This window comes from Sulfitobacter sp. SK011 (assembly GCF_003352065.1).
In the GTDB taxonomy this organism is placed as follows: domain Bacteria; phylum Pseudomonadota; class Alphaproteobacteria; order Rhodobacterales; family Rhodobacteraceae; genus Sulfitobacter.
Window position 1 is genome coordinate 2,748,612 of record NZ_CP025803.1, and the last position, 17,608, is coordinate 2,766,219.

Sequence of the window (17,608 nt, forward strand, 5' to 3'; positions counted from 1 at the left end):
ATGGACGCACCTTTTCTTTATCGTGCCTGGGTGATGGCCAGCAGCCTGATCGTGCCATTTGCCGCGCGCAGCAGCATCCGCAAACTGCGCGACGCAGGCGTGTCTGTGACCCGCGCCCACGAGAAATTGGGCCATGCCACCGAAGTACGCCAGGGTGGTGGCCCGCTGATCTGGTTTCATGCCGCATCTGTGGGGGAAAGCCTGTCTGTGCTGGCATTGATCACCCGCATCGGCGTGGCCCTGCCGCGTGCGCATTTTCTGATCACCTCTGGCACGGAAACATCCGCGCGTCTGGTGGCACAGCGGATGCCGCCGCGCACGGTGCATCAATTTGCCCCTCTAGACGCGCCCGGCCCTCTCAAACGCTTTCTCAAACACTGGCGGCCAGATGCGGCCGTGTTTGTGGAAAGCGAGTTGTGGCCGCAAATGCTGCGCCGGACCTATGCAAGCGGTGCGCGCATGGCGATGGTCAACGCCCGCCTGTCCGAGGCTTCGATGGCGCAATGGCGCAAAATGCCAAAACTCAGCGCCTATATGCTGGAGGTGTTCGACCTGATCCTGACCCAGAATAATGCGATGGCAGGGGCCATGGTGGGATTGAACGCGCCTGCTGATCGGGTGGCGCGCGGCATCAACCTCAAATCCATGGCCGGGCCTTTGCCCATCGATCATGATGCAGTGTTTGAGGCGCGCGCCGCTTTGAGCCATCGCCCGGTCTGGGTCGCATCCTCGACACATCCGGGCGAAGAGGAAGTGGTGCTGAGGGCGCATGGGGCCTTGCTCAAGCGCCATCCCGATCTGTGCCTGATCTTGGTGCCCCGCCACCCGGAACGCGGCGACGAAGTGGCGGATCTGATTGCCGGTGCAGGTCTTAGCCTGACCCGCCGAACGCGCGGCGATGCACCGGGCGGACAGGTGTTTCTGGCCGACACGCTGGGCGAGCTTGGGACCTGGTATGCGCTGAGCGATGTTGTTTTTCTGGGCGGGTCGCTGCGCCCAATCGGGGGGCATAACCCTTACGAAGTGGCGCAATCAGGATCGGCTGTCCTGTCAGGTATCCACGTCACCAATTTCGCCGAAACCTTTGCCGAGATGGAAGGTTTGGGTGCCGCCCAACTGGTCGCAGATGCCGATGATTTGATTGAGAAGCTGGAGGCGTGGCTGTCCGATGACGCGGCGCGCACAAAAGCCTGTACCGCCGCGCGCGAATTTGCTGATGGTCAAACCGACATATTGGACAGTATCGCCGCGAGGCTGATCAAAGCCCTGGGGTTGGATACGGATGCCTGAGCTTTTTGTTACCAATTACAACCCGCATTTCACCGGCGTCTCGGCCACGACCGCCAATGTGGTGCGCCAGCAAACCGCGCGCTATGACATGGCTTTGGTAGGACAACCGTTGCCCGCCTGCCCTGCCCCACTAAGCCGCAGCGATGCCCATCGGGCGTCGATGACCGCGCCCAAGGACAAGCCCTTTGCCATCTGGCATGTCCGCCGCAACCCTGAAATGCGCAGTGCCATCTGGCTGCGTGACGTGCGCCGTGCGCCGATCAAAATCGTCTTTACCTCTGCCGCGCAGCGGTTGCATTCCGCCTATCCCCGCTGGCTGATTTCCCGGATGGACGCGGTGATTGCCACGACCGATAAAGCCGCCGAATTTGTCCCCCACGTACGCGCCGTGGTGCCGCATGGCGTAGACACCGACGTGTTCTGCCCCGCCCCGGATCGCGCTGCCGCATGGGCCGATTTAGGGTACAGCGGCACCCATGGCATTGCCACCGTTGGCCGCATCCGCCCCGAAAAAGGCACGGATGTCTTTGTTGATGCGATGCTGCGCCTGTTGCCGCAACGACCCGGTGCCACAGCATTGGTTGTAGGTCGCGCAGGTGGCAAATTTGAAGGTTTCCTGCAGGGCCTGAAAGACAAAGTGGCAGCGGCTGGCCTTGCCGATAGATTGCTGTTTGTAGGTGAAGTTCCAGCGTCAGACCTGCCAGCGTTGATGCGTGCCTTGTCATTGGTCATGCAACTGCCGCGTTACGAAGGCTACGGTATGGTCCCCCTTGAAGGGCTGGCGTCAGGTGTGCCCTTTGTCGGCAGCGACGCCGGATATTACCGCAGCTTTTCGGCTCAGGGACGTGCCGGCAGCATCGTCCCCCTGGACGCCGAAGCTGCGGCTGCGGCCGCAATGGACTGGCTATCAGCCGACACCCCCGGTGCGCAGGCCATGCAGACCCGTGAGATCGCAGAAACCCATTTCAGCGCCAAAGCCGAAGCGGATGGCATTGGCGCTGTTTATCGTGCGCTTTGGGACAAGTAAGAGCGGTCGTTAAGGCGGCGCGAGGCCGACCTTGCCTTTCAACCTGACGCCGGCATCCGCTGTTCCACAATCCCGGCCCACCAGCTGCACCCCGCCGGGATCGCCTCATCGTTGAAGTTGTACATCGGATGATGGACCATTGCGCCGTCGCCGTTACCCATAAGGATATAGGCACCCGGACGCTCTTCGAGCATGAAGGCAAAGTCTTCGCCCCCCATCACCAGAGGTGCCTCGACACAGTCCCCCGAGACCGAGCGCGCCACATCGGCGGCAAATTCGGTCTGCACATCGTGGTTCACCATAACCGGATAGTTGCGGGTATATGTCACGGTCGCCTTGGCCCCCAACGAGGTGGCCATGCCTTCGCATATCTCGACAACCCGCTTTTCTGCCAGATCGCGCAGATCATTGCTCAACGTGCGCACGGTGCCCAGCATGTTCACCCGCTGCGGGATCACGTTGAAAGCCTTGGATGAGGTTTCAAATGATGTGATCGACACCACGATATTGCCAATCGGATCGGCATTGCGGCTCACGATGGTCTGGAGCGCGGTCACGATGTGGCTGGCGACCACTGTGGTATCAATGGTTTCGTGGGGTTTGGCGGCATGCCCGCCCAGCCCTTCAACTTCAATCTCAAGTAAATCTGTTGCGGCAAAGAACGGGCCGGTACGGATGCCAAATTGCCCCGTGGGCATGCCCGGCCAATTGTGCATGCCGTACACTTCCTGAATGCCCCAGCGGTCCATCATCCCGTCTTTGCACATCTCAAGACCGCCGCCGCCGCCCTCTTCGGCGGGCTGAAAGATGACCACGGCAGTGCCGTCAAAGTTTCGGGTTTCAGCCAGATATTGCGCCGCCCCAAGCAGCATCGCCGTATGGCCATCATGGCCGCAGGCATGCATCGCATTCGGCGTTTTTGAGGCGTATTCAACCCCTGTCTGTTCATGGATCGGCAACGCATCCATATCGGCGCGCAGCCCGATGACCTTGCCCGATTTGGTATCCTTGCCTTTGATCACCCCCACAACGCCGGTGCGCCCGATCCCTTCAACAACCTCGTCACAGCCAAAGGCGCGCAACTTTTCGGCGACCGTGGCCGAGGTCCGGTGGGTTTCAAACAGGATCTCAGGGTGTTCATGCAGGTCACGCCGCCATGCGGTGATGTCGTCATGCAATTCTGCGAAACGGTTCTTTACGGGCATTGAGGTCGTCCTTTTTTGTCAGCGCGGCGGGCGATGCGCCCCCCTACTTGGGTCGGTTTGAGATGGGCATATCGCCCACCGGTGTTGTCAGGCCGCAGGCAGCCGCGTTTCGACCATTTCGGCAAACCAGGAACAGCCCGCCGGAATGGCATCGTCGTTGAAATCATACTTGGGGTGATGCACCGTTGGCCCATCACCGTTGCCGATCATGATATAGGCACCCGGGCGCGCATTGAGCATATAGGAAAAATCCTCGCCCGCCATGATCGGCGGCGTATCGCGCCAGACACCGGGCGTGATGCTTTCGGCGGCATCGGCAGCAAAAACCGTATTCTCTTCGTGGTTCACCGTCACCGGATAGCCACCGTGATAGGTGATCTCAGCCGTGCATTGATAGGCCGCCGCCGTGTGGGTCACCACGGCACGCAACCTTTCTTCGGTCAAAGCACGAATGTCATCGGCCAGCGTGCGCACGGTGCCGCGCAAGATCACCTGCTGCGGCAACACATTATAGCTATCGGTATCGCTGCGCAGGGTGGATACCGACACAACCACCTGCTTGATCGGGTCCACATTGCGGCTGGCAATAGATTGCAACGCAACAAGCACATGCGCTGCCGCCAGATTGGCATCAATCGCCTCGTGAGGTGCAGCGGCATGGCCGCCCTGCCCCTCAATCACAATGTCAAACTGATCTGTGGCGGCCAGCAAGGCACCGGGGCGAATTGCAAACTCGCCCACGGGGTGGTCCGGCATATTGTGGATGCTGTACACTTCGTGAATGTCCCAGCGGTCCATCAGGCCATCTTTGACCATCTCATTGCCCCCACCGCCGCCTTCTTCGGCGGGCTGAAAAATCAAGACGCAGCGGCCATCGAAATTTCGCGTCTCAGCCAGATACTGGGCGGCCCCCAACAACATTGCCGTGTGCCCGTCATGACCGCAGGCATGCATTTTGCCCGGTATTTTTGACGCGTATTCAAGGCCTGTCGCCTCATGGATTGGCAGCGCATCCATGTCCGCGCGCAGACCGATGGTGCGCCCGGATGTGTTGGTCTTGCCTTCGATCACCGCAACAACGCCCGTACGGCCAATGCCGGTGGTGATATCGGTTATGCCAAATTCACGCAGCTTCTGCTCAACGAATTTTGCGGTTTCATGCACGTCAAACAGCAACTCGGGATATTGGTGCAGATGCCTGCGCCACCCGGTAATCTCGGCGTGCGTTTCAGCAAATCGGTTCTTGATTGGCATGTCGCTTTCCCCTGTTCGGCGGGGTCAGACGTTCGGCCCCAGCCGCATCGCGCTGCCGTCGGTGAATCGGGTGGCACGCAATCTGCTCAGATCATGCCCTACCGCGTCACCAGTGACCAGAGCCGCCAGCACCCGCCCCATCGCCGGACCGATGCCAAACCCGTGACCGGACATCCCCATGCCAATGGTCAGACCCGGCAATTGCGCACAAACATCCACCACGGGAACGATATCGGGCATTGTGTCGATCATACCCGCCCAAACAGATTTGATCGTAACAGGAGGCAGCGCCGGAAACATTTCGGCAAAATCACCTGACAAATGGTTGATTTCACGCATGTTTGGTGCCGGATCAAGGATCCGCATGTCCTCAAACGGGGTACGCTCATCACCGGTCCAGTGCCGGCGTGTCGTCCAGGCATCCGGAAAACCCCTTGGCGCTGCGGGCAGCAACCGCTGACCAAAGGGATCCGCACGCAGTTGTGTAAGGTATTTGGGTAAACTGCGGAACGCATCCGGCCCGACAAATAAATCTGATGCGCCCCGGCGGGCCAATGTGTATCCACCGTCTTTGCGGCGGCGAAACGCCACTTTTTGGTTAGCCGCAGCACCGGCATGAATATCAGGCAAGGGGCCTGTCGCCGCCACATTTTCGCGCACCGAAAGTTGCGGCAACGCCACGCCATGGTTGCGCAGAAACAGCGATGACCACGCCCCGCCCGCCAATACAACCTGGGTCGTGCTGATGCGGCCATTCTCCGTGATCACCCCCGCAACCCGGCCAGCGGCAATGTCCAGCATCCGCACGGCGCAATTCTCGACAATCGCAACGCTGGCCCGCGCGGCAATCGCGGCCAAGGCTGGCACCGCAAGTGTGGGTTCAGCCTGCATATCGGAAGGCGTCGTCAACGCCCCTGCAAAGCGCTGTGCGCAGTCCGGAAACATCGCCGCCGTTTCACTGGATGACAAAATACGGCTGTTGATCCCATGGGCGCGCGCATGGGGCAACCACGCCTCGTAACGGTCCAGCGCGCGGGCATCTTTTGCCAGATAGGTCACGCCCTGCTGACGCAATCCTATGTCGATATTGGTCTCGCCCGCCAATGCGCGCCACAACTGCAGCGCCTCCATCATGATCGGGATTTCATCGGGGTCCCGGCCTTGCTGCCGGATCCAACCCCAATTGCGCGAAGATTGTTCAGCTGCGATGCGGCCTTTTTCAAGCAACGCAACGCTGTGACCGCCGCGCGCCAGGAAAAGTGCCGTACAAACACCAATGATCCCGCCGCCGATGACAACGACGTCAGCCCGGTCCGGGGCTGGACCCGGATACGTTACGGGGGTCGCAGCGTTGAAGGGAAACGGGGTCATTTGACTTGGGCTTTCTGGGCAAAGTTCAGCCGGCGCGCGCCCCTTGCGTTCTGTGCCAACCAAGACGGGCGCATCGCCCACCCCGAGGTCAGCTTTGCAACCGCGCCACCAGTTTGCGCATGAAATCATGGCCCGCATTGAACTGCGCCACTTCGATGAATTCGTTGGGCTGGTGGGCCTGCGCGATGTCACCGGGCCCACAAATGACCGCACTATACCCCGCCTCCTGAAACTGCCCGGCCTCGGTGCCATAGCTGACCTTATGGCTGGCATTGTCACCTGTGATCTGGCGGACCAGCGTTTCCGCCTCACCGTCTTCTTCGGGCTCCAAAGCGGGAACATCAAAGCGCGGCGTCACCTCGATGCGGGTATCTGCCACCACCTTTTGCATCTGCTTTTCGACCTCACGCACCTTCTTGAGATAGGCGGTGCCCCAGGCATCCTTGTTTTCGCCCGGCACCACGCGGAAATCCATCGCGAAAAAGCAATCCTTGGCGGTGATGTTATGCGCCGTGCCACCCTCAATCATACCGACATGCACGGTGGTGAAGGGCGGATCGAACATCGCCGCCAGCGCGCTTGGTTTGCGGCCCATGTTTTCGGTGTTCATCTCGTTGGCCCATTCAATCAGCTTGGCCCCCGCCATGATCGCGTTGACGCCGGTGTGCAACAGTGATGAATGAACCTCGAACCCAACCACATGGGTGTTGAAACCGGTACCCCCCTTATGCCCGGTCACAGCCTGCATGGTTGACGGCTCACCGACAATCACCGCCGACCCTTTGGGCAAAACCGGCTGCATGGCTTTGATCATCGGCGGCGCGCCGGTACATCCGACTTCCTCATCAAAGCTGAGCGCGATTTGCAGTGGACGTTTCACCCCCGCATGATGCGCCTCAACCAGCGCCCAAAGAGCCAGCGCGTCGAACCCTTTCATGTCACAGGTGCCCCGCCCGTAGTACTTGCCATTCTTTTCAACCACGCTGAACGGGTCAGTGTCCCATGGCTGGCCGTCAACAGGCACCACATCCGTGTGACCGGAAAGTACAATTGCGCCTTCTTCCCATGGGCCAACATGGGCAAAAAGTGCATGTTTGGGCTGTTCTGGATCGATGTAGCGGTGGCTTTCGATCCCGTGACCGTCCAGATAACCGGCAACCCAGTCAATCAGCGGGATGTTGGTATCACGGCTGACTGTGGGAAAGCTGATCAACTTTTCCATCAACGCAAAGGGGGTCATGCGTTCTGCCATTGTAGCTGTCCTTTGAATGCCGCTCTTCAGTAGCCGCTGTCAGTGGTCAACACGAAATGACCTTTTTCTACTTCGTCGTAAACCGATGGTTCCGCAACATAGCTTGTCGGATGAATGGGTGACGGTATCGGCTTGAAATTCAAGTCTTTTTCATCTTTGCGCTTGCGGGGATCGGCGATGGGAACCGCTTTCATCAAGGCCTGCGTATAGGGATGTTGCGGATTCTCGAACACCCGGCCACGAGGGCCCAGTTCCACAATCCGGCCCAGATACATCACGCCCACCTGATGGCTGACCCGTTCAACCACGGCCATGTCATGGCTGATGAACAGGAACGACAGTTCCATTTCCTGCTGCAATTCCAGCATCAGGTTCAGCACCTGCGCCTGTACCGACACATCAAGTGCGGACACCGCTTCATCTGCGATGATCAGCTTGGGGTTAAGCGCCAATGCGCGGGCGATGGCCACCCGTTGGCGTTGACCGCCCGACAATTCGTGTGGAAAACGCCGCATGAAACTGCGCGGCAATTCTACACGGTCAAACAGCATTTCAACCCGTTCTGTAACTGCCGAGCCCGTTAATGTATTGAAATTATGGATCGGTTCGGCGACCTGATCGCTCAGCTGCATTTGCGGGTTGAGAGACGCAAAGGGATCCTGAAAGATCATCTGCATGTCCAGCCGCGCGGTGCGCAGGTCGTGAGAATTCAATGCCATGATGTCTTTGCCGGCCAGATTGATCTCGCCGGTCATCGGTTCAACCAGCCGTAATATAGACCGGCCGGCAGTGGATTTACCGCACCCGCTTTCGCCGACAAGGCTCAACGTCTGACCCTTATTGATCGAAAACGACAAGTCCTCAACCGCATGCACATTTGCAACCGTTTGGCGCAGAAATCCGCCTTTGACCGGGAACCGCGTGGTGAGGTTTTTGACCGTCAGCAGCACCTCGTCGGTCCCTTTGATCGGCACGATTTCCTTGTCCTTGGTCCCCAAAAGCTTCATCGGCTCCGGGTACGGTTTGCCGGTCATCTCGCCCAATTTCGGCACCGCCGCCAACAAAGCTTTGGTATAGGGATGCTGCGGGTTCTCGAATATCTCTTCGACGGTGCCCTCTTCGACCTTTTTGCCACGGAACATGACAACAACCCGGTCCGCCATCTGGGCAACAACCGCCATGTCATGCGTGATGAACATGACCGCAGTTCCGGTTTCGCGCTTCAGCCGATCCATCAGCGCCAGGATTTCGGCCTGAATCGTCACATCAAGCGCGGTGGTCGGTTCATCCGCGATCAACAGACGCGGCTCACAGGCCAGGGCCATTGCAATCACCACACGCTGGCGCATGCCGCCAGAAAGCTCATGCGGATATTGTTTGAGACGCGCCTCTGGCTCCGGGATACGCACCTGCTTCATCAACGCCAGTGCCCGTTCTTCGGCCTGCGCCTTGTTCATTCCCTTATGCAGGCGCAGCCCTTCAGTGAGTTGTTTGCCAACGGTAAAAACCGGATTGAGCGCGGTCATCGGTTCCTGAAAGATCATCCCGATCTCATTGCCGCGAATGTGGCGCATCACGTCCTGATCTGTTTTTGCCAGATCAATCTCACCGCCCTCCAGCCGATCAAAAAGCAGGCGACCGCCCGCAATTTCGCCACCCCCATATTCAACAAGGCGCATCAGTGACAGCGAAGAGACAGATTTGCCTGAACCTGATTCGCCGACCACACAGACGGTTTCGCCCGACCGCACATCAAAACTGACGTGTTCGACGCCCACCACCGGACCATCTTTGGTCTGAAACTCTACTCTGAGCTCTCTAATCTGGGCGATCGGTGCCGCGTTTGCGTGATCCAGCATCTTTTCCCCTATCGCAATTATTTGGAATGCGTTTCTCGTGACGCTAAGGCCAATTCACCAAACAAGTCAAACACCACATAATCTGGCAGCCCAAAGTTACGAACTGAACATTTTGCCGGTCAGGGGGCGCTACAAGGGTTGCTTTTTTGTCCAAACCTGTTTCGATGTGCGCATGCGCTTTGGGGAAGCATTGGCAGAAAGCAACAAATTCCGCACGATAACGCGAAGTTACCTGTTGTTCTTTGCACAACCCCGGAACGATCATAAACCGGCGGGAACAAACCTGCCCCAATAACGTGACACCATAAATGTGTCCAACAAGGAGTGAGTTATGAAAATGAGAACCCTACTGATGGGCGCTATTGCATCTACTGCATTTGCGCCTTTCGCCCTTGCGGATGGCCATGAAGGCGAACGCGGGCGCGACGGCGAGGTCAAGATCATCTATTGGCAAGCGCCATCGATCCTGAACCCCTATCTGTCCGGTGGTACAAAAGATCTGGAATCAGCATCGCTGGTCCTGGAACCGATGGGCCGCTATGACGAAACCGGTGCTTTGGTGCCCTATCTTGCCGAAGAGATCCCGACCGTTGAAAACGGTGGCGTCAGCGAAGACCTGACATCCATCACCTGGAAAATCGCTGAAGGCATGGAATGGTCAGACGGCACCCCAGTGACCTCTGCTGACCTCGTCTTTACGGCGGAATACTGCATGCACCCCGAAGGTGGCTGTGCACAGGCGTCCAAATTCGATGGCGTTTCTGGCGTTGAAGCGGTTGATGACCGCACCGTCACAGTGACCTTCTCTGAGCCCAAGCCGAATCCCTATGGCCCCTTCATGGGTGGCCAGTCGCCAATCCTTCAAAAGGCACAATTCGCGGATTGTCTGGGCGCGAAAGCTCCTGAATGTACCGAAGCAAACTTTAACCCAATTGGCACAGGTCCGTTCACGGTCACCGAATTCCGTCCAAATGACGTGATCACGATGGCAGCCAACGAAAACTTCCGCCACGAAGGCAAACCCGCCTTTGCATCGCTGACCTTCAAAGGTGGTGGTGACGCGGTTGCGGCCGGTCGTGCGGTCATGGAAACAGGCGAATACGATTATGCCTGGAACATGCAGCTTGCACCGGACGTTCTGGCCAAAATGGCCGAAGCGGGCAAAGGCACACCAATCTCGGCTTTCGGGACATTGGTTGAGCGTCTTGAGATGAACCTCACAAACCCATCTCCTGATCTGCCAGAAGGCGAGCGGTCAACGGTTGCACACCCGCACCCGTTCCTGAGCGACTTCAACGTGCGCAAAGCGCTTTCAATGGCGATCGACCGTGAATTGCTGGTTGAAGTGGGCTATGGTCAGGCCGGTCGTCCGACCTGTAACCTCGTGCCTGCCCCTGCGCTTTATGCCTCTGACAACACAGAATGTCTGACGCAGGATCTTGACGGTGCCAAGGCGCTGCTGGACGAGGCCGGCTGGGTTGACAGCGATGGTGATGGCGTGCGTGACAAAGACGGCGTGAAACTATCGATCTTGTACCAGACATCCACCAACGCTGTGCGCCAGGATTTCCAGGCGTTGATCAAAGACTGGTGGAACCAGATCGGCGTCGAAGTCGAGTTGCGCAATCTGGACGCGTCTGTGTTCTTTGGCGGTGACCCAGGGTCGCCTGACACATTCCAGAAGTTCTATGCGGACGTGGAAATGTACGCCAACAACTTTGACGGCACGGACCCGCAGGCATATCTGTCGGCCTACCGTTGCGGCAACGAGCCCAAGCCTTCGAGCCAGTGGCAGGGTGAGAACATCAACCGCTTCTGCAACGAAGAGTACGATACCCTGCTCGACGAATTGTCGCGCACTGGTGAACTCGACAAGCGCGGAGAGATCTCAAAGCGCTTGAACGAGATCATCACCAAAGAGACAATGACAATTGTCCCATTGGTTGACCGTGGTCGTGTCTCTGCAGCATCAAACACCCTTGGTGGTGTGATCCTGAACACCTGGGACTCTGAGCTGTGGAATGTGGCTGACTGGTACCGCAAAAAGTGATTGGGAACGGCGGGTGCAAACCCGCCAACCCTTTTTCTTCGCAGGGCGGGGATAAAACTCCGCCCTGCATTCCCTCAAGACCGATCTGCAAAGGCGCCGCCCGATGTTGACCTTCACCATCCGACGTTTACTACTTTCAATCCCGACGCTTTTGTTCATCAGTTTCATCATTTTTGGCCTGCTCCAGCTTGCCCCCGGCGATCCGATGGCGCAGGTCCCGTTGACCGTACCGCCAGAGGTCAAACAGAAGATGCGCGAGGCGCTTGGTCTGGGTCAGGCGTGGTACATCCAGTATTACAAATGGCTTATCCAGTTCTTCTGGATTGAACCGATGGTGTTCATCGACTGGCTGACCAACAAGACCACCCTGTTTGGCTGGTTGCCCAACACGTCATTTTCCGAAGGTCAGTTGCGTGTGATCAGCTGGCAGACCCGTTCGCCTGTCATGGATATCGTGGTCCAGCGGATGCCGCAGACCCTGTGGGTTGTCGGCCTGAGCTATGTTGTCGGCATCGTGATCGCGATCCCCATCGGGATCTATTCCGCTTATCGGCATTATTCGCTGTTTGATCAGGCCGGGACATTTGTCACCATGGTCGGCTTTTCGATCCCGCCGTTCTTTACAGGCCCCCTTCTCATCGTGATCTTTTCGGTTTATTTTGGCTGGTTGCCGTCGATCTATGACACCACCCACGTCGTCAAAGACTGGGCGTCGTTCAAAGTGCAAATCTATCAGATGATCATGCCGGTGATGGTCTTGGCCCTGCAAACGACCGCACAGATCAGCCGCTACATGCGCGGTGCGATGCTGGACAACCTCAATCAGGATTATGTGCGCACCGCCCGCGCCAAGGGTTTGAGCGAAAGCGTGGTGGTCATGGTGCATGTTCTGCGCAACTCAATGATCCCCGTCGTCACCGTGATTGCACTTGGCATGCCTGCGATCTTTGGCGGTGCGATCATCACCGAGAACGTGTTCAAGGTGAACGGTATCGGGCAACTGCTGCTCACCGCACTTTTTGCCAATGACCTGCCGATGGTCATGACCCTGACCTTTATCTTTGCGATCCTGATCGTGCTCTTCAACCTTATCGCAGACGTGCTTTACGGACTGCTTGATCCGAGGATCCGCTATGACTGAGCAAGCAATCCCTGCCAGCCCCATCGAAGCCGATCTGGAAACATTCGGCGCGCTGCAAGACAAAGAGCCGCAAAAGCCGCCGCGTAGCCAGTGGCGCGATGTCTGGGATCAATTTCGCAAACACAAAGGTGCGTTGTTTGGCGGCGGCTTTTTGTTGTTCATCACCTGCGCGGTGATCTTTGGCCCCTGGCTTTGGGATGTAGACCCCAAGGGGTTGGACATCCGCAACAAGAACTGGCGGCCCGTTTATCAGTTGCTCTTTGACAGCGAGGCCAAAGCCGGTTGGGCGCATCCCTTTGGCACAGACCAGCTGGGCCGCGACATCATGGCCCAGATGATTGCCGGGGGACGTGTGTCCATGGCGGTTGGCTGGCTGGCGATGATTTTGGCATTGCTCATCGGTACGGCCATCGGGGTCGTTGCAGGATATTTCAAGCGCATAGATTTCTGGCTGATGCGCTTTACCGATCTGGTGCTGTCGCTGCCCATTCTGCCGTTGGTTCTGCTGGCCGTTACCTTGTTCCGTCAACCGCTGAACGCGAGCTTTGGACCGGAAGGCGGGATGTTTATTCTGATCGTCTCGGTCATAGGTCTGACGTCCTGGATGCAGACCGCGCGGATTGTGCGCGGTGACATTCTGGCGCTCAAGGAACGCGAATTCATCCTTGCGGCGCGGTCCATCGGTACGACGCCGGGCAAGATCATTCGCAGACATTTGCTGCCCAATGTGATCTCACCAATCATGGTCTCGGCCACTTTGGGTCTGGCAACCGCGATCATCACGGAAAGCGCGTTGAGCTTTTTGGGTGTCGGTTTCCCGTCCGATTATCCCACATGGGGCAAGCTGTTGGCCGATGCGGTTCAGCGGATGCAGGAGTTTCCTGAGCGCGTGCTGCTTCCCGGTATTGCGATTTCGCTGACGGTGCTGAGTGTGAATTACCTTGGCGACGGGCTGCGTGATGCGCTTGATCCACGGATCAGAGGCCGCTGAGTAAAATAAGAACCACAATAGCAAATGCATCGCCCTTTGCGGGTGATGCATTTTGTGTATTTGAAGAACAATGAACTTTAGTCCGGATCCGTCAGAATTTTGGAATATTGTTCTGCTGGGCTTTGGATCAACATATTCAAACGCACTTGATTACGCGTGAGCAAGGCTTCATCTGGGAAATAATTCTGCTTTTGAGGATTTTTCCGATGTTTGAGTCATTTGGATTTGAAGACGTCACGACCCGGCAAGCTTCTGTGCTCTTGGCACTGGTGATTGGCACCGCTTTCGGTCTGCTTGCCCAGCGCACCCAATTCTGTTTTCGCCGTGCCCTTGTTGGCGATGATCGTCGTGCAGCCGCAGGCGTGTGGCTGACCGCCCTGGCAGTCGCGGTGCTTGGCACCCAGGCGGCTGTTCTTGCAGGGTGGATCACCTTTGCCGATCATCGTTTCATGGTGTCGGACCTGCCGGTGCTGGCGATCGCCCTTGGTGGGCTTTTGTTTGGCGCAGGTATGGTGCTGACACGCGGCTGTATTTCCCGGCTCAGCGTGCTGACCGGGTCAGGCAACCTGCGTGCGGGGCTGGTGGTGCTGGTCTTTGCTGTGGTGGCGCATATGACCCTGAAGGGCATTCTGGCCCCTCTGCGTGTCGCGGTGGGCAGCGTGACCATCGACATCGGTGATATCGTGAGCCTTGCCGCCCTGCCCGGCGGGGCGTTGTTTTGGGCGGGCCTGATTGCGATCACTGCAATTGCATTTGCATTACGGTCTGGCAACAAGGCGGGATCCCTTCTTTTGGCGGCCCTCATTGGTCTATTGGTCCCGCTTGCCTGGGTCGGAACCGGCTTTGTGCTCTTTGATGATTTTGATCCGATCGCGATGGAAAGCCTGTCGTTCACATCACCCGGTGCCGAGACACTCTTTTGGAGCATCGCAAGCAGCGCAATCCCGGCCGGGTTCGGCACCGGGCTTTTGGGTGGCGTGTTTGTCGGTGCGCTGGCGGCCAGCCTGATCTTTGGCGGCTTTGAATGGCAAAGCTTTACCTCGGCCCGCCAGACCGGACGCTATATGGCGGGTGCGGGCATGATGGGTGTGGGCGGCGTGCTGGCCGGCGGATGCACGCTGGGAGCGGGCCTGTCAGGCGTGCCGACCCTTTCTGTTGCTGCGATCTTTACGATTGTCATGATTGCGGCGGGTGCGGTTTTGATGAACGTGCTGCTCAGCCGATCTTTTTCCGAAGGCGGCGCAGGCTCCACCACACGCCCGCAACAACCGGCAATGTGATCATCGCGGTCAGCATGCCTTTGCTGACCCCAAAGACCTCGACCAGCGGGTAGGCCAGATACCCCACCAGCGACACCGCGTAATAGCTGATGGCAACCACCGACAGCCCCTCAACGGTGTGTTGCAGCCGCAATTGCAGGTCTGCGCGTTTGTCCATGCTGGCAAGGATCGCCTGATTTTGTGCAGACCGTTCGACATCGACGCGGGTCCGCAACAGCTCGCTGGCCCGGATCGCGCGGGCTGACATGGATTGCAGCCGGGTATCCGTGGACGCGACGGTGCGCATCGCAGGCTCATAGCGGCGCATCATGAATTCGCCAAAGCCCTGTCGCCCCATAAACCGTTCTTCGCGCAGCACCTGAATGCGTTGATTGACAATTGCCTGATAGGCCCCTGTTGCGCCAAATCGAAACGCAGATTTCACCGCCAGCGTTTCCAGTTCGACCGAGATATCCAACAATGCGTGAAGCGTATCTTCGGCCAGCGCCGAAGACCCGCGCATCTGGGCCATCAGATCCGTCAGCTTTGCATCCAGCAGGCTAAGCTGCGGTCCCATGCCGCGCACCATCTCAAAACCAAGCATCGAAGCGGATTTATACGTTTCAATCTCACATAGCCGCTGCACGATGCGCCCGGTCCTGCGGCTGCCGGTGGAGGGGTCTACAAACACTGCAATCCGCAAATGCCCGGCAGAATCGATGCGAAAGTCGCTCGCCACCACTGCAGCGCGGTCCAGGACAGACGCCACTGCAAGGCTCTCAGGCACAAACCAGTCGGACAGATGATCCGCGATTGCGCCTTCGTCATGCGGCATCGGCATCAGCCGCAGCAGTGCCGAGGTGATCCGCCCGCCCGGTGCGGCTTCGAGCCAATAATCGGGAAACACCTCAAACGCGCCGGGATCAAAAGCGCGGTCGCTGACCCCTTCAAGAAAGACGGTGTAGGTCACAAATTCAGTGTGTTGTTCCCATTTCAGCCAGTATTTCCCCATCTCCCCGTAATAATGGGTCGCTGCGGGGTCGGGCAGCGGCGCACCATAATGCTCCAGCAGCTGGCTCAGATGTGCGAGGTCAAGCGACTTGTCACGGGCCGCAGCATCATGAGGCTGTTTGACGGACAGGAACACCGCCGTCGAAGGTGCATTGAGCGCTGGAAACGGGCGCGCATGCAATTCACCCGTCAGGGCATAGCGGTGCGGATAATCTTTGATCGGGACCATATCACCTGTCCGTTAAGCAGCTTCAATTTGCGGGCCAACATACGCATTTTATCGGGATTGAATAGATAAAAATCCATATATTTCAGGATATTGCGGTGTACATCTGCATACTGAGACACATGCGCGCGACCATCCTACTGGCCAGCCACACACTGCGGCCTAGATCAAGACGCTGTTGAGTGCGAAAGGATACCGCCTTGTCTGACCCGAAAAACGATGACGCTGATCAAGATAAAAGTCGTGATTTGACCCAAGGACCTGTGTGGCGCGCCCTAGCGGCGATGTCCGCGCCCATGAGTTTTGGGATTTTTGCGGTGCTGAGTGTCGGGTTGGCGGATGCGGTTTTTCTGGGCCAGATTGGCGGCACCGCCCTTGCCGCAGTCGGGTTTATCTATCCGGTCACAACGGCCATCACCTCCCTGTCAATCGGGTTAAGTGCCGGTGCCAATGCCGCGCTTAGCCAAGGGGTCGGGCGCGGCGACAGTGACGAGGACACGCGCCGTTTGGGATTGCATGGTATTGGCCTTGGGCTTGGCCTGTCTCTGCTGGCGGCAGGGTTGGTTTCGCTTTGCTATCCTTGGATTTTCTACGCTTTGGGTGCGGGTGAAGAGGTCAGCGGCAAGATTGCTGAATACATGCCGTTCTGGGCACTGAGCTTTCCTTTTCTGGTGACAATGATGATCACCAATGCAGTCTTTCGCGCACACGGAGACAGCATTACATCCGCCTGGATCATGGTGCTTGCGGCGGTGGTCAACGTTGGCCTGAACCCCTTGTTGATCTTTGGGCTTTGGGGGTTGCCGGAGCTGGGCGTTCTGGGGGCTGCGATCGCCACATTGATTGGGCGCATTATTGCTGTTGCCCTTGCCCTATGGATCGCCTGGCGGCGCGGCCTGCTTGGCTGGTGTGGCAAGCTGCTGGATGGGGCGGTTGCATCCGCCCGGAATATCCTGAATGTCGGCCTGCCCGCTGCCTTTTCCAACGCGATCAATCCCGCCGGCATGGCGCTTGTGACGGCCGCCGTTGCGACCATAGGAGAAACCGCCGTGGCAGGCTTTGGTGCCGCAACGCGGGTCCAATCCATGGCCATCGTGCCGCTCTTGGCGTTATCCGCTGGCATCGGTCCAGTGGTTGGACAGAACTGGGGGGCAGATGCCAAGGACCGCGCGCAAAAAGGCGTTGGCCATACGTTTTGGTTCTGTCTTGGGTACGGGGCCCTTGTGGCTGTGGTACTGGGTCTTTTCGCCACGCCCCTTGCAAACCTGATCGCCGCCAGCGCAGAGGACGCGTCCTATGCCGCCACCTACCTGCGCTATGTTGGTTTGTCTTTGTTTGGCTACGGCATTGTGATCACTGCCAATGCGGCGATGAATGCACGCGACAAGGCGCTGTGGTCCATGTCGCTCAGCCTGGGGCGCATCTTTGTGCTCTATCTGCCTTTGGCGTGGATTGGCGCGTTGACGTTTGGCTATCCTGGGATTGTGGGGGCTGCGGTGGTTGCCAATGTGCTTGGGTCCTGGGGTGGCCTTGTTGCGACGCGAGCGACCGGGCTGCTGGCGCTGGAATCCTGGCTTGTTGATGTGCCACGTCGCGCCTTGCCCGGTTAAACTGAAAAAAGGTGGACCTCGAAAGGCCCACCTTTTCCCTGACTCAAACACGACGGACCCGC

The 17,608-nt window shown here is 58.1% G+C and carries 13 protein-coding genes; 7 read left to right on the top strand and 6 right to left on the bottom strand.

Annotated elements, in window-relative coordinates; all coding sequences use genetic code 11:
- Positions 1-1,290, top strand: a complete 1,290-nt coding sequence (locus tag C1J02_RS13615) for a 3-deoxy-D-manno-octulosonic acid transferase (RefSeq protein WP_114879064.1) — start codon at positions 1-3, stop codon at positions 1,288-1,290.
- Positions 1,283-2,317 carry a glycosyltransferase family 4 protein gene (locus C1J02_RS13620; RefSeq protein WP_114879065.1) on the top strand — a complete coding sequence of 345 codons (1,035 nt, stop codon included), beginning with the start codon at positions 1,283-1,285 and terminating at the stop codon, positions 2,315-2,317. The genes C1J02_RS13615 and C1J02_RS13620 overlap by 8 nt, the downstream gene beginning before the upstream one ends.
- Positions 2,318-2,355: 38 nt before the next feature.
- Here C1J02_RS13620 and C1J02_RS13625 read toward each other — a convergent pair whose 3' ends face one another.
- The 5 genes from C1J02_RS13625 to C1J02_RS13645 form a co-directional block, all read right to left on the bottom strand.
- Positions 2,356-3,522, bottom strand: a complete 1,167-nt coding sequence (locus C1J02_RS13625; RefSeq protein WP_114879066.1) for a M20 aminoacylase family protein — start codon at positions 3,520-3,522, stop codon at positions 2,356-2,358.
- Positions 3,523-3,609: 87 nt separating this feature from the next.
- A complete protein-coding gene (locus tag C1J02_RS13630) occupies positions 3,610-4,776 on the bottom strand; it encodes a M20 aminoacylase family protein (protein ID WP_114879067.1) in 1,167 nt (388 codons plus the stop codon).
- Between the two features lie 24 nt (positions 4,777-4,800).
- Positions 4,801-6,147, bottom strand: a complete 1,347-nt coding sequence (locus C1J02_RS13635; RefSeq protein ID WP_114880577.1) for an FAD-binding oxidoreductase — start codon at positions 6,145-6,147, stop codon at positions 4,801-4,803.
- Positions 6,148-6,235: 88 nt separating this feature from the next.
- Positions 6,236-7,399 carry an acetylornithine deacetylase gene (gene argE, locus C1J02_RS13640; RefSeq protein ID WP_114879068.1) on the bottom strand — a complete coding sequence of 388 codons (1,164 nt, stop codon included), beginning with the start codon at positions 7,397-7,399 and terminating at the stop codon, positions 6,236-6,238.
- A gap of 26 nt (positions 7,400-7,425) precedes the next feature.
- Entirely contained in the window at positions 7,426-9,258 is a 1,833-nt protein-coding gene (locus C1J02_RS13645) for an ABC transporter ATP-binding protein (protein WP_114879069.1), read from the bottom strand.
- Between the two features lie 331 nt (positions 9,259-9,589).
- Between C1J02_RS13645 and C1J02_RS13650 the strand changes: the two genes are divergently transcribed.
- The 4 genes from C1J02_RS13650 (at position 9,590) to C1J02_RS13665 (ending at position 14,720) form a co-directional block, all read left to right on the top strand.
- Positions 9,590-11,308, top strand: coding sequence for a peptide ABC transporter substrate-binding protein (locus C1J02_RS13650; protein WP_114879070.1), 1,719 nt, complete (start codon positions 9,590-9,592; stop codon positions 11,306-11,308).
- Between the two features lie 103 nt (positions 11,309-11,411).
- Positions 11,412-12,449, top strand: a complete 1,038-nt coding sequence (locus C1J02_RS13655; protein WP_114879071.1) for an ABC transporter permease — start codon at positions 11,412-11,414, stop codon at positions 12,447-12,449.
- Positions 12,442-13,440 carry an ABC transporter permease gene (locus C1J02_RS13660; RefSeq protein ID WP_114879072.1) on the top strand — a complete coding sequence of 333 codons (999 nt, stop codon included), beginning with the start codon at positions 12,442-12,444 and terminating at the stop codon, positions 13,438-13,440. The genes C1J02_RS13655 and C1J02_RS13660 overlap by 8 nt, the downstream gene beginning before the upstream one ends.
- Before the next feature lie 206 nt (positions 13,441-13,646).
- Complete coding sequence (locus tag C1J02_RS13665) at positions 13,647-14,720, top strand: YeeE/YedE thiosulfate transporter family protein (protein WP_114880578.1); 1,074 nt, start codon at positions 13,647-13,649, stop codon at positions 14,718-14,720.
- Here C1J02_RS13665 and C1J02_RS13670 read toward each other — a convergent pair.
- Entirely contained in the window at positions 14,656-15,939 is a 1,284-nt protein-coding gene (locus C1J02_RS13670) for a DUF3422 family protein (RefSeq protein WP_114879073.1), read from the bottom strand. The genes C1J02_RS13665 and C1J02_RS13670 overlap by 65 nt on opposite strands.
- A 197-nt stretch (positions 15,940-16,136) precedes the next feature.
- Here C1J02_RS13670 and C1J02_RS13675 point away from each other — a divergent pair, with 197 nt between their 5' ends.
- A complete protein-coding gene (locus C1J02_RS13675; protein ID WP_368073757.1) occupies positions 16,137-17,546 on the top strand; it encodes an MATE family efflux transporter in 1,410 nt (469 codons plus the stop codon).
- Positions 17,547-17,608: the final 62 nt, after the last annotated feature.